We start from the raw sequence: 15,444 nt of genomic DNA on the forward strand, positions 1-15,444 counted from the left end.
CGCACACCGCTCCGGCACCATCGTCGGCCTCACCGCCGAAGTCGGCGCCTCCCTCACCTCCGGCGCCACCATCTGCGAGATCAAGGACTGACGTCCTGCAGTACGCAAAACGTCGGCGGGGCTGGGATTCCAGCCCCGCCTTCGTTTCTTGTGGCACACGGGCACGATCCGGCCCCGCCGGCGTGTCAGGCGCGGGGCCCGGGGCGGAGCCCCGCTTTTTCCGCCCCGCCGACGTATGAGGCGGGGGTCGGGGCGAGCCCGGGCAGCCGGTCCCGCAGGGACTACCGGCGCCGCATGTCCGCGACCCGTGCCCGCTCCCCGGCCTGCTGCTCCAGCAACGAGGCCGGCGCACTGCGCAGCTGCGCGGTCGGGCCGCCCCGACGCTGCACCGGCAACGGCGAATCGCGGCGCGGCCGCCGCCCCGCCATGCCGTCACCACCACCGGACGCGGCCATCCCACCACCGGCCACGGTGATCTGCACGCCCTGATCGGCCAGCGCCTGGAGCTCCGTGGCGGCCCGGTCGTCGTGCGGCGGCGGCTCGTCCGTCACCAGACGGGTCATCACGTCGGTGGGCACGGTCTGGAACATGGTGTCCGTGCCGAGCTTCGTGTGGTCGGCCAGCACCACCACCTCCGCCGCCGCCTGCACCAGCGCCCGGTCCACGCTCGCGGAGAGCATGTTGGACGTGGACAGCCCGCGCTCGGCGGTCAGGCCGCTCCCCGAGAGGAAGGCCCGCGTCACCCGCAGCCCCTGAAGGGACTGCTCGGCACCGCTGCCGACCAGCGCGTAGTTGGACCCGCGCAGGGTGCCGCCGGTCATGACCACCTCCACCCGGTTCGCGTGCGCCAGCGCCTGCGCGACCAGCAGCGAGTTGGTGACGACGGTCAGTCCGGGCACCCGGGCGAGCCGACGGGCCAGCTCCTGGGTCGTGGTGCCCGCGCCGACGACGACGGCCTCGCCCTCTTCGACGAGGGAGGCCGCGACATCGGCGATGGCGGTCTTCTCCGCCGTCGCGAGATGGGACTTTTGCGGAAAGCCGGACTCCCGCGTGAAACCGCCCGGCAAGACCGCACCGCCGTGCCGGCGGTCGAGGAGTCCTTCTGCCTCCAGTGCCCGCACGTCCCGCCGTACGGTCACTTCGGAGGTCTGGACGACGCGGGCGAGCTCCCGGAGCGATACCGCTCCGTTGGCCCGCACCATTTCGAGGATCAATTGGCGACGTTCTGCAGCGAACACGAAACTGACAGTAACCCCAACGACCGTCTGCTTTCAGCTCCTTGCACCGGAATACCGAAGTTGTCCATACGGCGGGGCGACTAGTGGTATACGCGGTCGGATCGTTGTGTGAACGACCGGCCACAGGACGGCGCCCCGCCCCAAACTCCTTACGGCATGCGGCGGTTACGCCTCTCCCGCGGCCTTCCGCGTGTGCAGCTGCCGCGCGACCTCGGCGATCGAACCCGACAGCGAGGGGTACACGGTGAACGCGTTTGCGATCTGCTCGACCGTCAGATTGTTGTCGACCGCGATCGAGATGGGGTGGATCAGCTCGCTCGCACGCGGGGAGACGACCACGCCACCCACCACGATGCCGGTGCCCGGGCGGCAGAACAGCTTCACGAAGCCGTCCCGGATGCCCTGCATCTTGGCGCGCGGGTTGCGCAGCAGCGGGAGCTTCACCACCCGGGCGTCGATCTTGCCGGAGTCCACGTCGGCCTGGGTGTAACCGACGGTGGCGATCTCCGGGTCGGTGAAGACGTTCGAGGACACCGTCTTCAGGTTCAGCGGGGCCACCGCGTCACCGAGGAAGTGGTACATCGCGATGCGGCCCTGCATCGCCGCGACGGACGCGAGGGCGAAGACGCCGGTGACGTCGCCGGCCGCGTACACGCCGGGCGCGGAGGTGCGCGACACCTTGTCGGTCCAGATGTGCCCGGAGTCCTTGAGCCGGACGCCGGACTCCTCCAGGTTCATGTTCTTGGTGTTGGGGATCGCGCCGACCGCCATCAGGCAGTGCGTACCGGTCAGGACGCGGCCGTCGGAGAGGGTCACCTCGACCCGGTCGCCCACCCGCTTGGCGGACTCGGCGCGGGAGCGGCCGACGACGTTCATGCCGCGGCGCCGGAAGACGTCCTCCAGGACGGCGGCCGCGTCCGGGTCCTCGCCCGGCAGCACGCGGTCGCGGGAGGAGACCAGCGTCACCCGGGAGCCGAGGGCCTGGTACGCGCCGGCGAACTCGGCGCCGGTCACACCGGAGCCGACCACGATGAGCTCCTCGGGGAGCTCGTCCAGGTCGTAGACCTGGGTCCAGTTCAGGATCCGCTCACCGTCGGGCATGGCGTCCGGGATCTCGCGGGGGTGCCCGCCGGTCGCGATGAGCACGGCGTCCGCGGTCAGGATCGTCTCGGTGCCGTCGGCGGCCGTGACGATGACGTCCCGGGTGCCGTCGATGCCCTGCGGGCCGCCGAGCTTGCCGCGGCCCCGTACGACGCGGGCGCCGGCCCGGGTCACGGAGGCGGTGATGTCGTGCGACTGGGCGAGCGCCAGGCGCTTGACGCGCCGGTTCACCTTGCCGAGATCCACGCCGACGACGCGCGCGGCCTGCTCGATGTGCGGGGTGTCGTCCGCGACGACGATGCCGAGCTCCTCGTACGAGGAATCGAAGGTCGTCATGACCTCGGCGGTCGCGATGAGAGTCTTGGAAGGTACGCAGTCGGTCAGGACCGAGGCCCCGCCCAGGCCGTCGCAGTCCACGACGGTCACCTCCGCGCCGAGCTGGGCCCCTACCAGGGCCGCCTCGTACCCGCCGGGTCCGCCGCCGATGATCACGATCCGGGTCACGAAAAGTCCGCCTCACGTCTACCCGGCCGGCTGCCGCCCCGGCCGGTGTTCCGGGGGGTCTCCCCGGGGGATGCATTCCGTGCCCCATTGTCCCGCACGCTTCAAGGTGCTTCGCGCCCGGTCCCTCCATCCGGTACGGCGGCCCGTGCCCGGCCGGGAGAGCGGCCCGGGCCGACCCTCCCGTACCCTCGACCTCATGTCGCTCTACGCCGCGTACGCCGGCAACCTCGACCCGCGGCTGATGACGCGCCGCGCTCCCCATTCGCCGCTGCGCGGAACGGGCTGGATCAACGACTGGCGGCTGACCTTCGGCGGCGAGCAGATGGGCTGGGAGGGCGCACTCGCCACGATCGTCGAAGCCCCGCGCCACCAGGTCTTCGTCGCCCTGTACGACATCGCGCCGCTGGACGAGGACTCGATGGACCGCTGGGAGGGCGTCGGGCTCGACATCTACCGCCGGATGCGGGTGCGCGTGCACACGCTGGACGGCGAGGAGGCGGCCTGGGTGTACGTCCTCAACGGCTACGAGGGCGGTCTTCCCTCGGCGCGCTACCTGGGCGAGATCGCCGACGCGGCCGAATCCGCGGGCGCCCCGCACGACTACGTGATGGAAATCCGCAAGCGCCCCTGCTGAGCCGCGCTGCCTGCTGAGCCGCGCTGCTTGCTGGGCCCTGCTGAGCCCTGCTGAGCCCTCCGGGGACGATTCGGCGGAAACGACAAGGCAACGATCCGAACACCGTGAGCTGTGCCATCTACGCGCGTAGGCAATGAGCGGCTACGCTCTTCCGCGTGAACGCATCTGTTACCGACCCCTTCGCCGACGCCACAGCCGCAGCCGCCCGCCTGCGCGAGCTGACCGGCGCGGAAACCCACGATGTCGCCCTCGTCATGGGCTCCGGCTGGGCCCCCGCCGCAGAGGCGCTCGGCGCCCCCGAGGCCGAGTTCCCGGTCACCGAGCTGCCCGGCTTCCCGCCGCCCGCCGTCGAGGGCCACGGCGGCAAGATCCGCTCGTACAAGATCGGCGACAAGCGCGCGCTGCTCTTCCTCGGCCGGACCCACTTCTACGAGGGCCGCGGCGTCGCCGCCGTCGCCCACGGCGTGCGCACCGCAGTCGCCGCCGGCTGCAAGACCGTCGTCCTGACCAACGGCTGCGGCGGCCTGCGCGAGGGCATGAAGCCCGGCCAGCCCGTGCTGATCAGCGACCACCTCAACCTGACGGCCACCTCGCCGATCGTCGGCGCGAACTTCGTGGACCTCACCGACCTCTACTCGCCGCGCCTGCGCGCGATGTGCAAGGAGATCGACGAGACCCTCGAAGAGGGCGTCTACGTGCAGTTCCCCGGCCCGCACTACGAGACCCCGGCCGAGATCAACATGATCCGCGTCATGGGGGCCGACCTGGTCGGCATGTCCACCGTGCTGGAGGCCATCGCCGCCCGCGAGGCCGGCGCCGAGGTGCTCGGAATCTCCCTGGTCACCAACCTGGCGGCGGGCATCTCCGGCGAGCCGCTGAACCACGAAGAGGTGCTCCAGGCCGGCCGTGACTCGGCCGCGCGCATGGGCAAGCTGCTGACCCAGGTCCTCGCCCGCATCTGATCGACGTACGAGAGCTAAGGCGGAAGTAGTGCAGGAACAGGCACAGGACGAGCTGATCACCCGGGCCCAGGCCTGGCTGGCGGAGGACCCGGACCCGGAGACGGCGGACGAGCTCGCCAAGCTCATCGAGGCCGGCGACACGGCGGAGCTCTCGGACCGCTTCTCCGGCACGCTCCAGTTCGGCACCGCCGGACTGCGCGGCGAGCTGGGCGCGGGCCCGATGCGGATGAACCGTGCCGTGGTCATCCGGGCCGCGGCGGGCCTCGCGGCGTACCTGAAGGCCCAGGGCCACACCGGCGGCCTGGTCGTCGTCGGCTACGACGCCCGCTACAAGTCCGCGGACTTCGCCCGCGACACCGCGGCCGTGATGACCGGCGCCGGGCTGCGCGCGGCCGTCCTGCCCCGCCCGCTGCCGACGCCCGTCCTCGCGTACGCCATAAGGCACCTGGGTGCCGTCGCCGGCGTCGAGGTGACCGCGAGCCACAACCCGCCCCGGGACAACGGCTACAAGGTCTACCTCGGCGACGGCTCGCAGATCGTCTCCCCGGCGGACGCCGAGATCGCGGCGGAGATCGCCGCGATCGGGGCCCTTTCGGACGTACCCCGCCCGACGGACGGCTGGCTGCAGCTCGACGAGGAGGTCCTGGAGGCCTACCTGACCCGTACGGACTCCGTCCTGACCCCCGGGTCCCCCCGGGGCGTGCGGACCGTCTACACGGCCATGCACGGCGTCGGCAAGGAGGTCGTCATGGCGGCCTTCGCCCGGCACGGCTTCCCGGAGCCGGTCCTGGTGCCCGAGCAGGCCGAGCCGGACCCGGCGTTCCCGACGGTGGCCTTCCCCAACCCGGAGGAGCCGGGCGCGATGGACCTGGCCTTCGCGAAGGCGGCGGAGGCCGGCCCTGACATCGTGATCGCCAACGACCCGGACGCGGACCGCTGCGCGGTGGCCGTCCCGGACGATTCCGCCGCCTCCGGCTGGCGGATGCTGCGAGGCGACGAGGTCGGCGCGCTGCTGGCGGCCCACCTGGTGCACAAGGGGGCGCGCGGGACCTTCGCGGAGTCGATCGTCTCCTCCTCCCTCCTCGGGCGGATCGCGGAAGCCGCGGGGCTGCCGTACGAGGAGACCCTCACCGGTTTCAAGTGGATCGCCCGCGTCGAGGGCCTGCGCTACGGGTACGAGGAGGCGCTCGGCTACTGCGTGGACCCCGAGGGCGTCCGCGACAAGGACGGCGTGACCGCCGCCCTGCTGGTGGCGGAGCTCGCCTCGGAGCTCAAGGAGCAGGGCCGCACCCTGACCGACCTGCTGGACGACCTGGCGATGGCCCACGGCCTGCACGCCACCGACCAGCTGTCGGTCCGCGTCTCGGACCTGTCGGTCATCGCCTCGGCGATGGCGCGGCTGCGGGCGGAGCCCCCGGCCTCCCTCGCGGGCCTGCAGGTCGTCTCGGCGGAGGACCTGAACCAGGGTACGGAGTCCCTCCCGCCGACGGACGGCCTGCGCTACTACCTGGACGGCGCCTACAAGGCGCGCGTGATCGTCCGCCCGTCGGGCACGGAGCCGAAGCTGAAGTGCTACCTGGAGGTCGTGGTCCCGGTCCCCGAGGCCTCGGACCTCCCCCCGGCCCGCACCCGCGCCCAGGAAATCCTGGACGCGATCAAGAAGGACCTGGCGGCCGCGGCCGGCATCTAGCCCGCCGTGCCCGGTGACGGCCCCCGAGCTCCGGCTCCGGGGGCCGTCGCCGTACCCGGCTCCCTGCGGGCCTGTCCCCCACTCCTCCAGCCAAGTCCAGCCCCGCCGGCACTTGAGGCGCAGGGCCACGGGGCAGCACCCCGGTCCCTCAACCCCGCCGGGCACAACCCAGCCCCGCCGGCACTTGAGGCGCGGGGCCACGGGCCAGCACCCCGGCCCTCAACCCCGCCGGGCACGACCCAGCCCCGCCGGCGCCTGAGGCGGGCGGCGGCGCGCCCCGGCGGCGGGGCCGCAGCGGCGTCAGCGGCGTGTGGCCGCCGCGGAAGCGGAAGGGTGGACGACGTCGCCCAGGGTCGGGATCGACTCCGGGCGGGAGCGGACCGCGTCCGTGCAGTCCCAGGCACGCGGCGGATCCGCATCCGGGCCGCCCAGGACCACCGGCCCCGGCCCCGCCGACACGGCTTCGCTGCCCGCCAGCGTGCACACGATCTGCGACAACGCCACCGGCGGGAGATCCTCCGGCTTACGGCTCAACCGCACCGTGCCCGCCGGATCGCCCGACTTCGGCGCGACCGCCGTCAGCCCCGAGGGGACCCCGCTCGTGAAGCCGGCGTCCCGCTCCTCCCCGCTCGGCGTCTTCTCCAGCGCCTCCAGCAGCGCCTGCGCGACGAGCGCCACGGGGTCCCGCAGCACCCGCTTCTCGGGGATCGGAACCACTCGCTCCACGCCCACCAGCTGCGATCCGCAGACCAGTTCCACCGTGGCCCGGAAGCCCTGCACCCCGTCCTGCCCGCTCGGCTGCGCCGGGGTGTCGCACGACACCCGCGAGGGCGCCGGGCCCACGTCCACCGGCACGGTGGTCGCCCTGATGCCGCATCCCGACACGGCGAGGAGCGCCACCGCCACCGGCAGAGCCTTACGCATCCTGGTCACCCGCGATCACCTTCCCCACATCCACCGGCAGCCGCAGCGTGAACAGCGCCCCGCCCTCCGGCCCGTTGGCTGCGGTGATGTCACCGCCGTGGATGTGCGCGTTCTCCACCGCGATCGACAGGCCCAGCCCGCTCCCGTCCGACTTCGGCCGCGACGCGCTCGCCTTGTAGAACCGGTCGAAGACGTGCGGCAGGACCTCCTCCGGGATGCCCGGCCCGTTGTCCTGGACCGCGATCACCAGCCACTCGCCCTCCACGACCACCGACACCCGCACCGGCGAACCGCCGTGCTTGAGCGCGTTGCCGATCAGGTTGGCGAGGATGACGTCGAGGCGGCGCGGGTCGAGCCGCGCCACGATGCCCCGTTCGGCGTCGAGTTCGACCGCGTCGAGCCAGGCCCGCGCGTCGATGCAGGCCGTGACCTGGTCGGCGACGTCCACGTCGTCCAGCACCAGCCGGGCCGTCCCCGCGTCGAAGCGGGTGACCTCCATCAGGTTCTCCACCAGGTCGTTGAGGCGCCGCGTCTCGCTGACGACCAGCGCCACCGCCGGTGCGATCATCGGATCGAGGTCGTCGACCTCCTCCTCCAGCACCTCGGAGACCGCCGTCAACGCCGTCAGCGGCGTGCGCAGTTCGTGCGACATGTCCGCGACGAAGCGGCGGCTCGCCTCCTCCCGCGCGCTCATGTCGGCGACCTTCTTCTCCAGCGCCTCCGCCGTCTTGTTGAAGGTGTGCGACAGGTCGGCGAGTTCGTCCGTCCCCGACACGTCCAGCCGGTGGTCGAGTTCGCCCTCGCCGAGCCGGCGCGCCGCGTCGCCGAGCCGCTGCACGGGCTTGAGGACCGTACGGGCCGCGGCCTGCGCCAGCAGCGCCGAGCCCAGCAGCGCCAGACCCGTCGCGATCGTCAGCGACCAGGCCAGCGCGTTCAGGTCGTCCCGCTCCTGTGCGAGCGACTTGTACATGTAGCCGGTCGGGCCGCCGCCCACGATGCGCGTGCCGCCGACCAGGTACGGATTGCCGTTCGGCTTCGTCCGCTGCCAGTACACGTGGTACTCGGCGTCGTTCGCCGCAGTCGTCTTCTGCCGGTCATCGACCGCGTGCTGGAGGGACTTGGGTACGTCGCCCAGCCCGAAGGTGTCGGGCCCCGCGGCCCCCGACACCTGGCGGTGGTCCTTGAGCTCCTGCACCAGCAGCACGCTGTACCCGGGACTGCTGCCCGCCATCAGCTCGGCGGTGCGCTGCAGCTCCTCCGGCGTCGGGTCGGCGGGCAGCGCCGCGGCGCGGTTCTGCATCTCCTGCCGGAAGTCGCCGAGGGCGGCGTCCTGGGTACGGGTGAGGACCGCCTCGCGGTTGAGCCAGTACGCGATCCCCGAGGCGGACACCGCGGCCGTCAACGCGACCAGCGCGAACACCACGAGGAGCCGCAGCCGCAGGCTGGTCCAGCGCCGGCCCGCGAACAGAGCTCTGATCACTGCGGGGAGTCCAGTCGGTAGCCGACACCCCGGACGGTACGGATCAGGGTCGGTGAGGACGGCACTTCCTCGACCTTGGCGCGCAGCCGCTGCACGCAGGCGTCGACGAGCCGCGAGTCGCCCAGGTAGTCGTGCTCCCAGACGAGCCGGAGCAACTGCTGGCGGGACAGAGCCTGTCCGGGACGGCGGCTCAGCTCCAGCAGCAGCCGCAGCTCGGTCGGGGTGAGCTGGAGGTCCTCGCCGTTCTTCGTCACCGTCATGGCGGCGCGGTCGATGACGAGGGATCCGAAGCTCGCGGAGTCGCTGGACTCGCGCTCGCCGCGGCGCAGCACGGCACGGATGCGGGCGTCGAGGACCCGCCCCTGCACGGGCTTGACCACGTAGTCGTCGGCCCCGGACTCCAGGCCCACGACCACGTCGATGTCGTCACTGCGCGCGGTGAGCAGGATGATCGGCAGCTGGTCGGTGCGCCGGATGCGCCGGCACACCTCGAAACCGTCGATCCCGGGCAGCATGACGTCCAGCACGATCAGATCCGGCCGCTGCTCGCGCAGCAGTTTCAGGCCGTCCTCGCCCGTCGCCGCGGTGGCCACACGGTGGCCCTGGCGAGACAGCGAGAGTTCGAGGGCCGTGCGGATGGCGTCGTCGTCCTCGATCAGCAACAGGAAAGGCACGGGCTCATTCTGTCCCATCGGCCGACGGGAGTTCGACCGTCAGGCGTACGGGATCTCGCGGCGGCCCCCCGGCGGCCCTGCCGAGGTCGCTGTGACAGGGCTGTGACAGTCGACGGACACCCCGGTTAAGTCGGCCGGGCAGTCTTCTGTTCAGCAACCGAACACGACGGACCCAAGCAGACTCCACGACGGGGGGCGCGAGATGAACACGCTGCACAGCACCACCACCAGCGCGGTTGTCACGCGGCTGCACGATGTGAACCGCCGGGCGGGTGTCCGTACGGTTGCGGTCATCCGGCCCCGGCCGGCGCACGTCGTAGCCATTGACGCAAACCAGTACCGGGCGGTTCCCGCACAGGGCACCACCACCCCGTCCTCCACGTCGGAGGCCGAGTTCACGGCGTACGTCCAGGAGCGCCGGGCCGCGCTGTACGCAACGGCCTTCCACCTCACCGGCGACCGCCACGAGGCCGAGGACCTGCTGCAGAGCGCGCTGTTCTCGACGTACCGCGCCTGGGACCGGATCAGCGACAAGGCGGCCGTGGGCGGTTACCTGCGCCGCACGATGACGAACCTGCACATCAGCGCGTGGCGCCGGCGGAAGCTGAACGAGTACCCGACGGAGGAACTGCCGGAGACCGCCTCGGACACGGACGCGATGCGCGGTACGGAGCTGCGCGCGGTGCTGTGGCAGGCGCTGTCCCGGATCCCGGAGCCGCAGCGCACGATGCTGGTGCTGCGGTACTACGAGGGCCGCACGGACCCGGAGATCGCGGAGATCCTCGGGATCAGCGTCGGCACGGTGAAGTCGAGCATCTGGCGGTCGCTGCGGCGCCTGCGGGAGGACGAGGCGCTGAGCTTCGGCCGTGACGAGGCGGAGTCTTTCGAGGAGCTCGTCGCGTAGCGCGGGTGCGGCGCGGCGCCGCATGGAGCCATCGGGCCAGGGGGCCCGTCCTACGGGGGTGGGGCGGGGGCCGCGGGGGGAAAGGGCGGGATCAGGCGGCCGGGGGTCCGCATGATCCCGCCTTTTCGCGTCCGCGGCCGGGCCGATCCCTCCAGGCCCTGCCCGGCCCCGCGCCTCAATCGCCGGCGGGGCTGAACGTGCCCGGCGCGGCTCAAAGACCCGGGGCTCCGCCCCAGACCCCGCGTCCCGAACGCCGGCGCGACCGAACATGCCCGGCCCACCTCAAAAACCCGGGGCTCCGCCCCAGACCCGACGCCTCAATCGCCGGCGGGGCTGAACATGCCCGGCGCGGCTCAAAACCCGGGGCTCCGCCCCAGACCCCGCGCCTCAAACGCCGGCGGGGCTGAATTTGCCGCTGCCCGGCTCCACCAGGCACGACCTGCCGCTGAGACGCGGGGCCCGAGGGCAACCCCCCACCTCCACCTCACCGCAACAAGGCGCGGGGCTCCGGGGGCAGAGCCCCCCACCTCCAGCCAGGCCAGCGCTTGAGGCTCGGGGCACTTTCAGCCCCGCCGGCGTTTGAGGCGCGGGGGCCCGGGGGCATCTTCAGCCCCGCCGGCGCTTGAGGCGCGGGGGTTCGGGGGCAGAGCCCCACCTCCAGCCCCGCCGGCGCTTGAGGCGCGGGGGGCCGGGGGCCGGTCCCCGGCAGCGGTGCCGCAGTGGGGGGCGGGGCGGAGCCCCGGGGTGGGGCGGGCTACGCCGGGGCGGCGGCGCGGTGGCGGCCCGCCGCAGCGGCGGCCAGGCGACCGAGGGCCTCGTCACGGCCACAGGCGTGCGCGCCCAGCGCGACGTGCCGGGCCACGATGCCCCGTTCGGCCCGCATCAGGCGAAAGCCCCTGCGCAGCAGGAAGGGGACGGACTTTCGCCCCTCCCGCAGATCACGGGCCAGCCGCCGCCGGAAGGTGGTCGAGGGCCGCCCCCGCAGACAGATCGCGTCGGCCAGCAGCCCGAGCTCCTGGCAGCGCGCCGCGATGTCGGCGGCGAAGATCCCCTCAGCGATGAACAGCGGCGTCCGCGGCGACCGCGAGACGTCCAGGGTCTCGGTCCCGGTCCGCGAGGAGGTGGCGATGTCGTACACCGGCACCTCCGTCCTCCCCACCGCGCACAGTTCCGCGATCGCGGTCACGGCCGCCTCCGCGTCCCAGGAGCCCGGGGAGTCCCAGTCGATGTCGGAGCTGCCGTCGACCAGCGGGAGGGTGGGGTCGCCGCCCTCCTTGTAGAAGTCGTCGAGGCGCAGCACGGGCAGCCCGGACCTGGCGGCCAGTACGGATTTTCCGGAGCCCGACGGACCGGTCAGGAGTACGACGCGGGTCGGTGAAGGAGAAGAACAGCTCACGGGACACCAGTCTGAACCATTCCCCCGGGTAGGGGATCCTCCCGGTGACCGGTTGGTATCGAGGATCACATGTCAACTACGCTGCGTGCGCACGCGACTACGATCACAGGGCGGAATCCATGGCACGTCACGCAGCCCCCTCCGCAACGAACCGGCTCCGCACCGCCGGGCTGACGGTCTCGATGGCCGGCGCGGCCCTGGCGATGGCCGCCGGCGGCGCGCAGGCCGGCGAACTCGATGTCCCGGCGGCGCTCGCCGGGGTCACCGACCCGATCTCGAACCTCAAGGTGAACCCGTTGGCCCACACCGGCGTGGACCCGCTGGACAACGGGGTCGCCACCAAGGTGGCGGACTTCCCCGCGGTCGGTACGGGCATGGTCACCGGCGTCCTGACGCAGGGACCCTCAGTCGGCGAGCTCCCCACGGCCGCCGTCACCTCGCTGCTGGGGCCGGTACTCCCCAAGGCGTAGGTGCGCAGGCACGAGAAGGCCCCGGCAGTGCGGGGGACACTGCCGGGGCCGGTTCTCGGAAAGCTCCACTCGGAGAGCTCCACCGAAGAGCCTCAGGCGAAGAGTTTCGGCCGGAGGGCTCTAGTACGAGGATCCGCCCGCGCCCAGCGAACCCGTCGGGTGCCAGACGGTCTTGGTCTCCAGGAACGCCGTCATGCGGTGAGTGCCCGGGTCCGCGGTCCAGTCGTCCACAGGCTGTGGACGGAGAACGCGCTTGAGGTTGTCGGCCGCGGCGATCTCCAGCTCCCTGGCCAGCGCGACGTCGGCGCCCGCCAGGTCGATCGCGTTGACGTCCTGGTGGGACGCCAGGTGCGGCCCCATCTCGGCGGCCTTGCCGGACAGGATGTTGACCACGCCTCCGGGCAGGTCGGAGGTGGCGAGCACCTCGCCGAGGGAGAGCGCCGGGAGCGGCGCCCTCTCGGAGGCGATCACGACGGCGGTGTTGCCGGTGGCGATCACCGGGGCGAGCACCGAGACCAGGCCCAGGAAGGACGAGTCCTGCGGGGCGACGACCGTGACGACGCCGGTCGGCTCGGGGGTGGAGAGGTTGAAGAAGGGGCCCGCGACCGGGTTGGCCCCGCCGACGATCTGGCCGATCTTGTCGGTCCAGCCCGCGTACCAGACCCAGCGGTCGATGGCCGCGTCCACGACGGCGCCGGCCTTCGACTTGGACAGGCCCTCGGCCTCGCCGACCTCGCGGACGAACTGGTCCCGGCGGCCCTCCAGCATCTCGGCGATGCGGTAGAGGATCTGGCCGCGGTTGTACGCGGTCGCGCCCGACCAGCCGCCGAAGGCCTTGCGGGCGGCGACGACCGCGTCACGCGCGTCCTTGCGGGAGGACAGGGGGGCGTTCGCCAGCCAGTTGCCCTTGGAGTCGCTCACCTCGTACACCCGGCCGCTCTCGGAGCGGGGGAACTTGCCCCCGACGTACAGCTTGTAGGTCTTGAAGACGCTCAGGCGGGACGGTGCCGCCGACTGGTCAGACATCGAGGTAGCCCTCCAGGCCGTGGCGGCCGCCCTCGCGGCCGAAGCCCGACTCCTTGTAGCCGCCGAAGGGCGAGGTCGGGTCGAACTTGTTGAAGGTGTTGGCCCAGACGACGCCGGCCCGGAGCTGGCCCGCGACCGCGAGGATGCGCGAGCCCTTCTCCGTCCAGATGCCGGCGGACAGGCCGTACTGGCTGTTGTTGGCCTTGGCGACCGCCTCGTCCGGCGTTCGGAAGGTCAGCACCGACAGCACCGGACCGAAGATCTCGTCGCGGGCGACGGTGTGCGCCTGGGTGACGTTCGTGAAGAGCGTCGGGGCGAACCAGTAGCCGGCGGACGGCAGCTCGCACGCCGGGGACCAGCGCTCGGCGCCCTCGGCCTCGCCGGTCTCCGCGAGCGCGGTGATCCGGGCGAGCTGCTCGGCGGAGTTGATCGCGCCGATGTCGGTGTTCTTGTCGAGCGGGTCGCCGAGGCGAAGCGTCGATAGGCGGCGCTTCAGGCTGTCGAGCAGCTCGTCGTGGATCGACTCCTGGACCAGCAGGCGGGAGCCCGCGCAGCAGACCTGGCCCTGGTTGAAGAAGATGCCGTTGACGATGCCTTCGACGGCCTGGTCGATCGGGGCGTCGTCGAAGACGATGTTGGCGCCCTTGCCGCCCAGCTCCAGGGTGACCTTCTTGTCGGTGCCGGCGACGTGGCGGGCGATCTTCTTGCCCACGGCCGTCGACCCGGTGAAGGCGACCTTGTTGACGTCCGGGTGCTCGACGAGGGCCGCGCCCGCGTCCCCGTACCCGGTGAGGATGTTGACGACACCCTTGGGCAGGCCCGCCTGGCGGCAGATGTCCGCGAAGAACAGCGCCGACAGGGGCGTGGTCTCGGCCGGCTTCAGGACGACCGTGTTGCCGGTGGCGAGCGCCGGGGCGATCTTCCACGCGAGCATGAGGAGGGGGAAGTTCCAGGGGATGACCTGGCCCGCCACACCCAGCGGGCGCGGGTTCGGGCCGTAGCCCGCGTGGTCGAGCTTGTCGGCCCAGCCCGCGTAGTAGAAGAAGTGGGCGGCGACCAGCGGGAGGTCCGCGTCGCGGGTCTCCTTGATCGGCTTGCCGTTGTCCAGGGTCTCCAGGACTGCCAGCTCGCGGCTGCGCTCCTGGATGATCCGGGCGATGCGGAAGAGGTACTTGGCGCGCTCGGAGCCGGGCAGCGCGGACCACTTCGCGAAGGCCTTGCGGGCGGCCTTGACGGCGCGGTCCACGTCGGCGGCGCCCGCCTGGGCGACCTCGGCCAGGACTTCCTCGGACGACGGCGAGACGGTCTTGAAGACCCTGCCGTCGGCGGCGTCGGTGAACTCACCGTCGATGAAGAGCCCGTAGGAGGGGGCGATGTCGACGACCGAGCGGGACTCGGGAGCCGGTGCGTACTCGAAGAGGGATGCCATGGTGATCAGTCCACCGTCACGTAGTCGGGACCGGAGTAACGGCCGGTGCTCAGCTTCTGGCGCTGCATCAACAGGTCGTTGAGCAGACTGGACGCGCCGAAGCGGAACCAGTGGTTGCTCAGCCAGTCCTCGCCCGCGGTCTCGTTGACCAGGACCAGGAACTTGATCGCGTCCTTGGTGGTGCGGATGCCGCCGGCCGGCTTCACGCCGATCTGGATTCCAGTCTGCTCCCGGAAGTCGCGTACGGCTTCGAGCATGAGCAGGGTGTTGGCAGGCGTGGCGTTGACGCCCACCTTGCCCGTCGACGTCTTGATGAAGTCGGCGCCCGCGAGCATGCCGATCCAGGAGGCACGGCGGATGTTGTCGTACGTGGACAGCTCGCCGGTCTCGAAGATCACCTTGAGGCGGGCCGCGGTGCCGTCGGGGCGCACGCACGCCTCCTTGACGGCCTTGATCAGCTCGTACGTCTCCAGGTAGCGGCCGGCGAGGAAGGCGCCACGGTCGATGACCATGTCGATCTCGTCGGCGCCGGCGGCCACGGCGTCGGCCGTGTCCGCGAGCTTGACGGGCAGGGCCGCGCGGCCGGCCGGGAACGCGGTGGCGACGGAGGCGACCTTGACGTCGGCGCCGTTGAGCGCCGCCTTCGCGGTGGCCACCATGTCGGGGTACACGCAGACGGCGGCCGTCATCGGGGTGGTGCGGTCGGTCGGATCGGGATTGACGGCCTTGGCGGAGAGCGCCCGGACCTTGCCCGGGGTGTCCGCGCCTTCCAGCGTCGTCAGGTCGATCATCGAGATGGCCAGGTCGATGGCGTACGCCTTGGCCGTCGTCTTGATCGAACGGGTGCCGAGGGAGGCCGCGCGGGCCTCCAGGCCGACAGCGTCGACGCCGGGCAGCCCGTGCAGGAAGCGGCGCAGCGCACTGTCGGACGTCGTCACGTCAGCGAATGCGGTGAGGGTGGTGGGCATGGTCACCACATGAGCATATCTACGCGCGTAGCAACCTGTCACCC

14 protein-coding genes are annotated in these 15,444 nt (G+C 72.0%); 5 read left to right on the forward strand and 9 right to left on the reverse strand.

Going from position 1 to position 15,444, the window contains the following annotated elements; translation table 11 throughout:
* Positions 1-281: 281 nt before the first annotated feature.
* The gene (locus AB0D48_RS28795; protein WP_362403134.1) at positions 282-1,238 is read right to left on the reverse strand and encodes a DeoR/GlpR family DNA-binding transcription regulator; all 957 of its coding nucleotides are present in this window, start codon (positions 1,236-1,238) and stop codon (positions 282-284) included.
* A 165-nt stretch (positions 1,239-1,403) separates the two neighbouring features.
* Positions 1,404-2,843: an NAD(P)H-quinone dehydrogenase gene (locus AB0D48_RS28800; RefSeq protein ID WP_362403137.1), complete on the reverse strand. Its 1,440-nt coding sequence runs from the start codon at positions 2,841-2,843 to the stop codon at positions 1,404-1,406.
* A 196-nt stretch (positions 2,844-3,039) separates the two neighbouring features.
* Between AB0D48_RS28800 and AB0D48_RS28805 the strand changes: the two genes are divergently transcribed.
* The 3 genes from AB0D48_RS28805 to AB0D48_RS28815 all read left to right on the forward strand — a co-directional run bounded on the left by AB0D48_RS28805 (position 3,040) and on the right by AB0D48_RS28815 (position 6,129).
* Positions 3,040-3,477 (forward strand): gamma-glutamylcyclotransferase, encoded by a 438-nt coding sequence (locus tag AB0D48_RS28805; RefSeq protein ID WP_030012228.1) that lies wholly within the window; start codon positions 3,040-3,042, stop codon positions 3,475-3,477.
* Positions 3,478-3,632: 155 nt separating this feature from the next.
* Positions 3,633-4,439, forward strand: a complete 807-nt coding sequence (locus AB0D48_RS28810; RefSeq protein WP_266785266.1) for a purine-nucleoside phosphorylase — start codon at positions 3,633-3,635, stop codon at positions 4,437-4,439.
* Positions 4,440-4,467: 28 nt separating this feature from the next.
* Positions 4,468-6,129, forward strand: a complete 1,662-nt coding sequence (locus tag AB0D48_RS28815) for a phospho-sugar mutase (protein ID WP_362403142.1) — start codon at positions 4,468-4,470, stop codon at positions 6,127-6,129.
* A 300-nt stretch (positions 6,130-6,429) separates the two neighbouring features.
* Here the strand turns inward: AB0D48_RS28815 and AB0D48_RS28820 are convergent, their stop codons facing one another.
* From AB0D48_RS28820 to afsQ1, 3 genes are read right to left on the reverse strand one after another with little or no spacing between them, the layout of a single operon-like run.
* A complete protein-coding gene (locus AB0D48_RS28820) occupies positions 6,430-7,053 on the reverse strand; it encodes a hypothetical protein (protein ID WP_362403275.1) in 624 nt (207 codons plus the stop codon).
* The gene (locus AB0D48_RS28825; RefSeq protein WP_362403145.1) at positions 7,046-8,533 is read right to left on the reverse strand and encodes a HAMP domain-containing sensor histidine kinase; all 1,488 of its coding nucleotides are present in this window, start codon (positions 8,531-8,533) and stop codon (positions 7,046-7,048) included. Before AB0D48_RS28825 ends, AB0D48_RS28820 begins: the two co-directional genes overlap by 8 nt.
* The gene (afsQ1, locus tag AB0D48_RS28830) at positions 8,530-9,207 is read right to left on the reverse strand and encodes a two-component system response regulator AfsQ1 (protein WP_063783935.1); all 678 of its coding nucleotides are present in this window, start codon (positions 9,205-9,207) and stop codon (positions 8,530-8,532) included. Before afsQ1 ends, AB0D48_RS28825 begins: the two co-directional genes overlap by 4 nt.
* Before the next feature lie 202 nt (positions 9,208-9,409).
* Between afsQ1 and AB0D48_RS28835 the strand changes: the two genes are divergently transcribed.
* Complete coding sequence (locus AB0D48_RS28835) at positions 9,410-10,111, forward strand: SigE family RNA polymerase sigma factor (RefSeq protein ID WP_362403150.1); 702 nt, start codon at positions 9,410-9,412, stop codon at positions 10,109-10,111.
* 754 nt (positions 10,112-10,865) lie between these two features.
* Here AB0D48_RS28835 and AB0D48_RS28840 read toward each other — a convergent pair.
* A complete protein-coding gene (locus AB0D48_RS28840) occupies positions 10,866-11,573 on the reverse strand; it encodes a uridine kinase (protein ID WP_362403278.1) in 708 nt (235 codons plus the stop codon).
* A 53-nt stretch (positions 11,574-11,626) separates the two neighbouring features.
* On the opposite strand from AB0D48_RS28840, the gene AB0D48_RS28845 reads away from it, so the two are divergent.
* Entirely contained in the window at positions 11,627-11,977 is a 351-nt protein-coding gene (locus AB0D48_RS28845; RefSeq protein ID WP_362403153.1) for a hypothetical protein, read from the forward strand.
* Positions 11,978-12,097: 120 nt separating this feature from the next.
* Here the strand turns inward: AB0D48_RS28845 and AB0D48_RS28850 are convergent, their stop codons facing one another.
* Genes AB0D48_RS28850 through deoC form a run of 3 tightly spaced genes read right to left on the reverse strand, consistent with a single transcriptional unit; the run spans position 12,098 to position 15,400 of the window.
* A complete protein-coding gene (locus AB0D48_RS28850; protein WP_362403156.1) occupies positions 12,098-13,003 on the reverse strand; it encodes an aldehyde dehydrogenase family protein in 906 nt (301 codons plus the stop codon).
* Positions 12,996-14,432 carry an aldehyde dehydrogenase family protein gene (locus AB0D48_RS28855; RefSeq protein WP_362403159.1) on the reverse strand — a complete coding sequence of 479 codons (1,437 nt, stop codon included), beginning with the start codon at positions 14,430-14,432 and terminating at the stop codon, positions 12,996-12,998. The genes AB0D48_RS28850 and AB0D48_RS28855 overlap by 8 nt, the downstream gene beginning before the upstream one ends.
* Before the next feature lie 5 nt (positions 14,433-14,437).
* Positions 14,438-15,400: a deoxyribose-phosphate aldolase gene (gene deoC / locus AB0D48_RS28860; RefSeq protein ID WP_362403281.1), complete on the reverse strand. Its 963-nt coding sequence runs from the start codon at positions 15,398-15,400 to the stop codon at positions 14,438-14,440.
* Positions 15,401-15,444: the final 44 nt, after the last annotated feature.

It is taken from the genome of Streptomyces sp. NPDC048269, from assembly GCF_040652395.1.
Lineage (GTDB): Bacteria > Actinomycetota > Actinomycetes > Streptomycetales > Streptomycetaceae > Streptomyces.

Excerpts from the sequence above, each read along its gene's own strand:
- AB0D48_RS28805 (WP_030012228.1), top strand. The coding sequence starts at position 3,040 with ATGTCGCTCTACGCCGCGTACGCCGGCAACCTCGACCCGCGGCTGATG.
- AB0D48_RS28820 (WP_362403275.1), bottom strand. The coding sequence starts at position 7,053 with ATGCGTAAGGCTCTGCCGGTGGCGGTGGCGCTCCTCGCCGTGTCGGGA.
- AB0D48_RS28835 (WP_362403150.1), top strand. The coding sequence starts at position 9,410 with ATGAACACGCTGCACAGCACCACCACCAGCGCGGTTGTCACGCGGCTG.
- AB0D48_RS28845 (WP_362403153.1), top strand. The coding sequence starts at position 11,627 with ATGGCACGTCACGCAGCCCCCTCCGCAACGAACCGGCTCCGCACCGCC.
- AB0D48_RS28850 (WP_362403156.1), bottom strand. The coding sequence starts at position 13,003 with ATGTCTGACCAGTCGGCGGCACCGTCCCGCCTGAGCGTCTTCAAGACC.
- AB0D48_RS28855 (WP_362403159.1), bottom strand. The coding sequence starts at position 14,432 with ATGGCATCCCTCTTCGAGTACGCACCGGCTCCCGAGTCCCGCTCGGTC.
- deoC (WP_362403281.1), bottom strand. The coding sequence starts at position 15,400 with ATGCCCACCACCCTCACCGCATTCGCTGACGTGACGACGTCCGACAGT.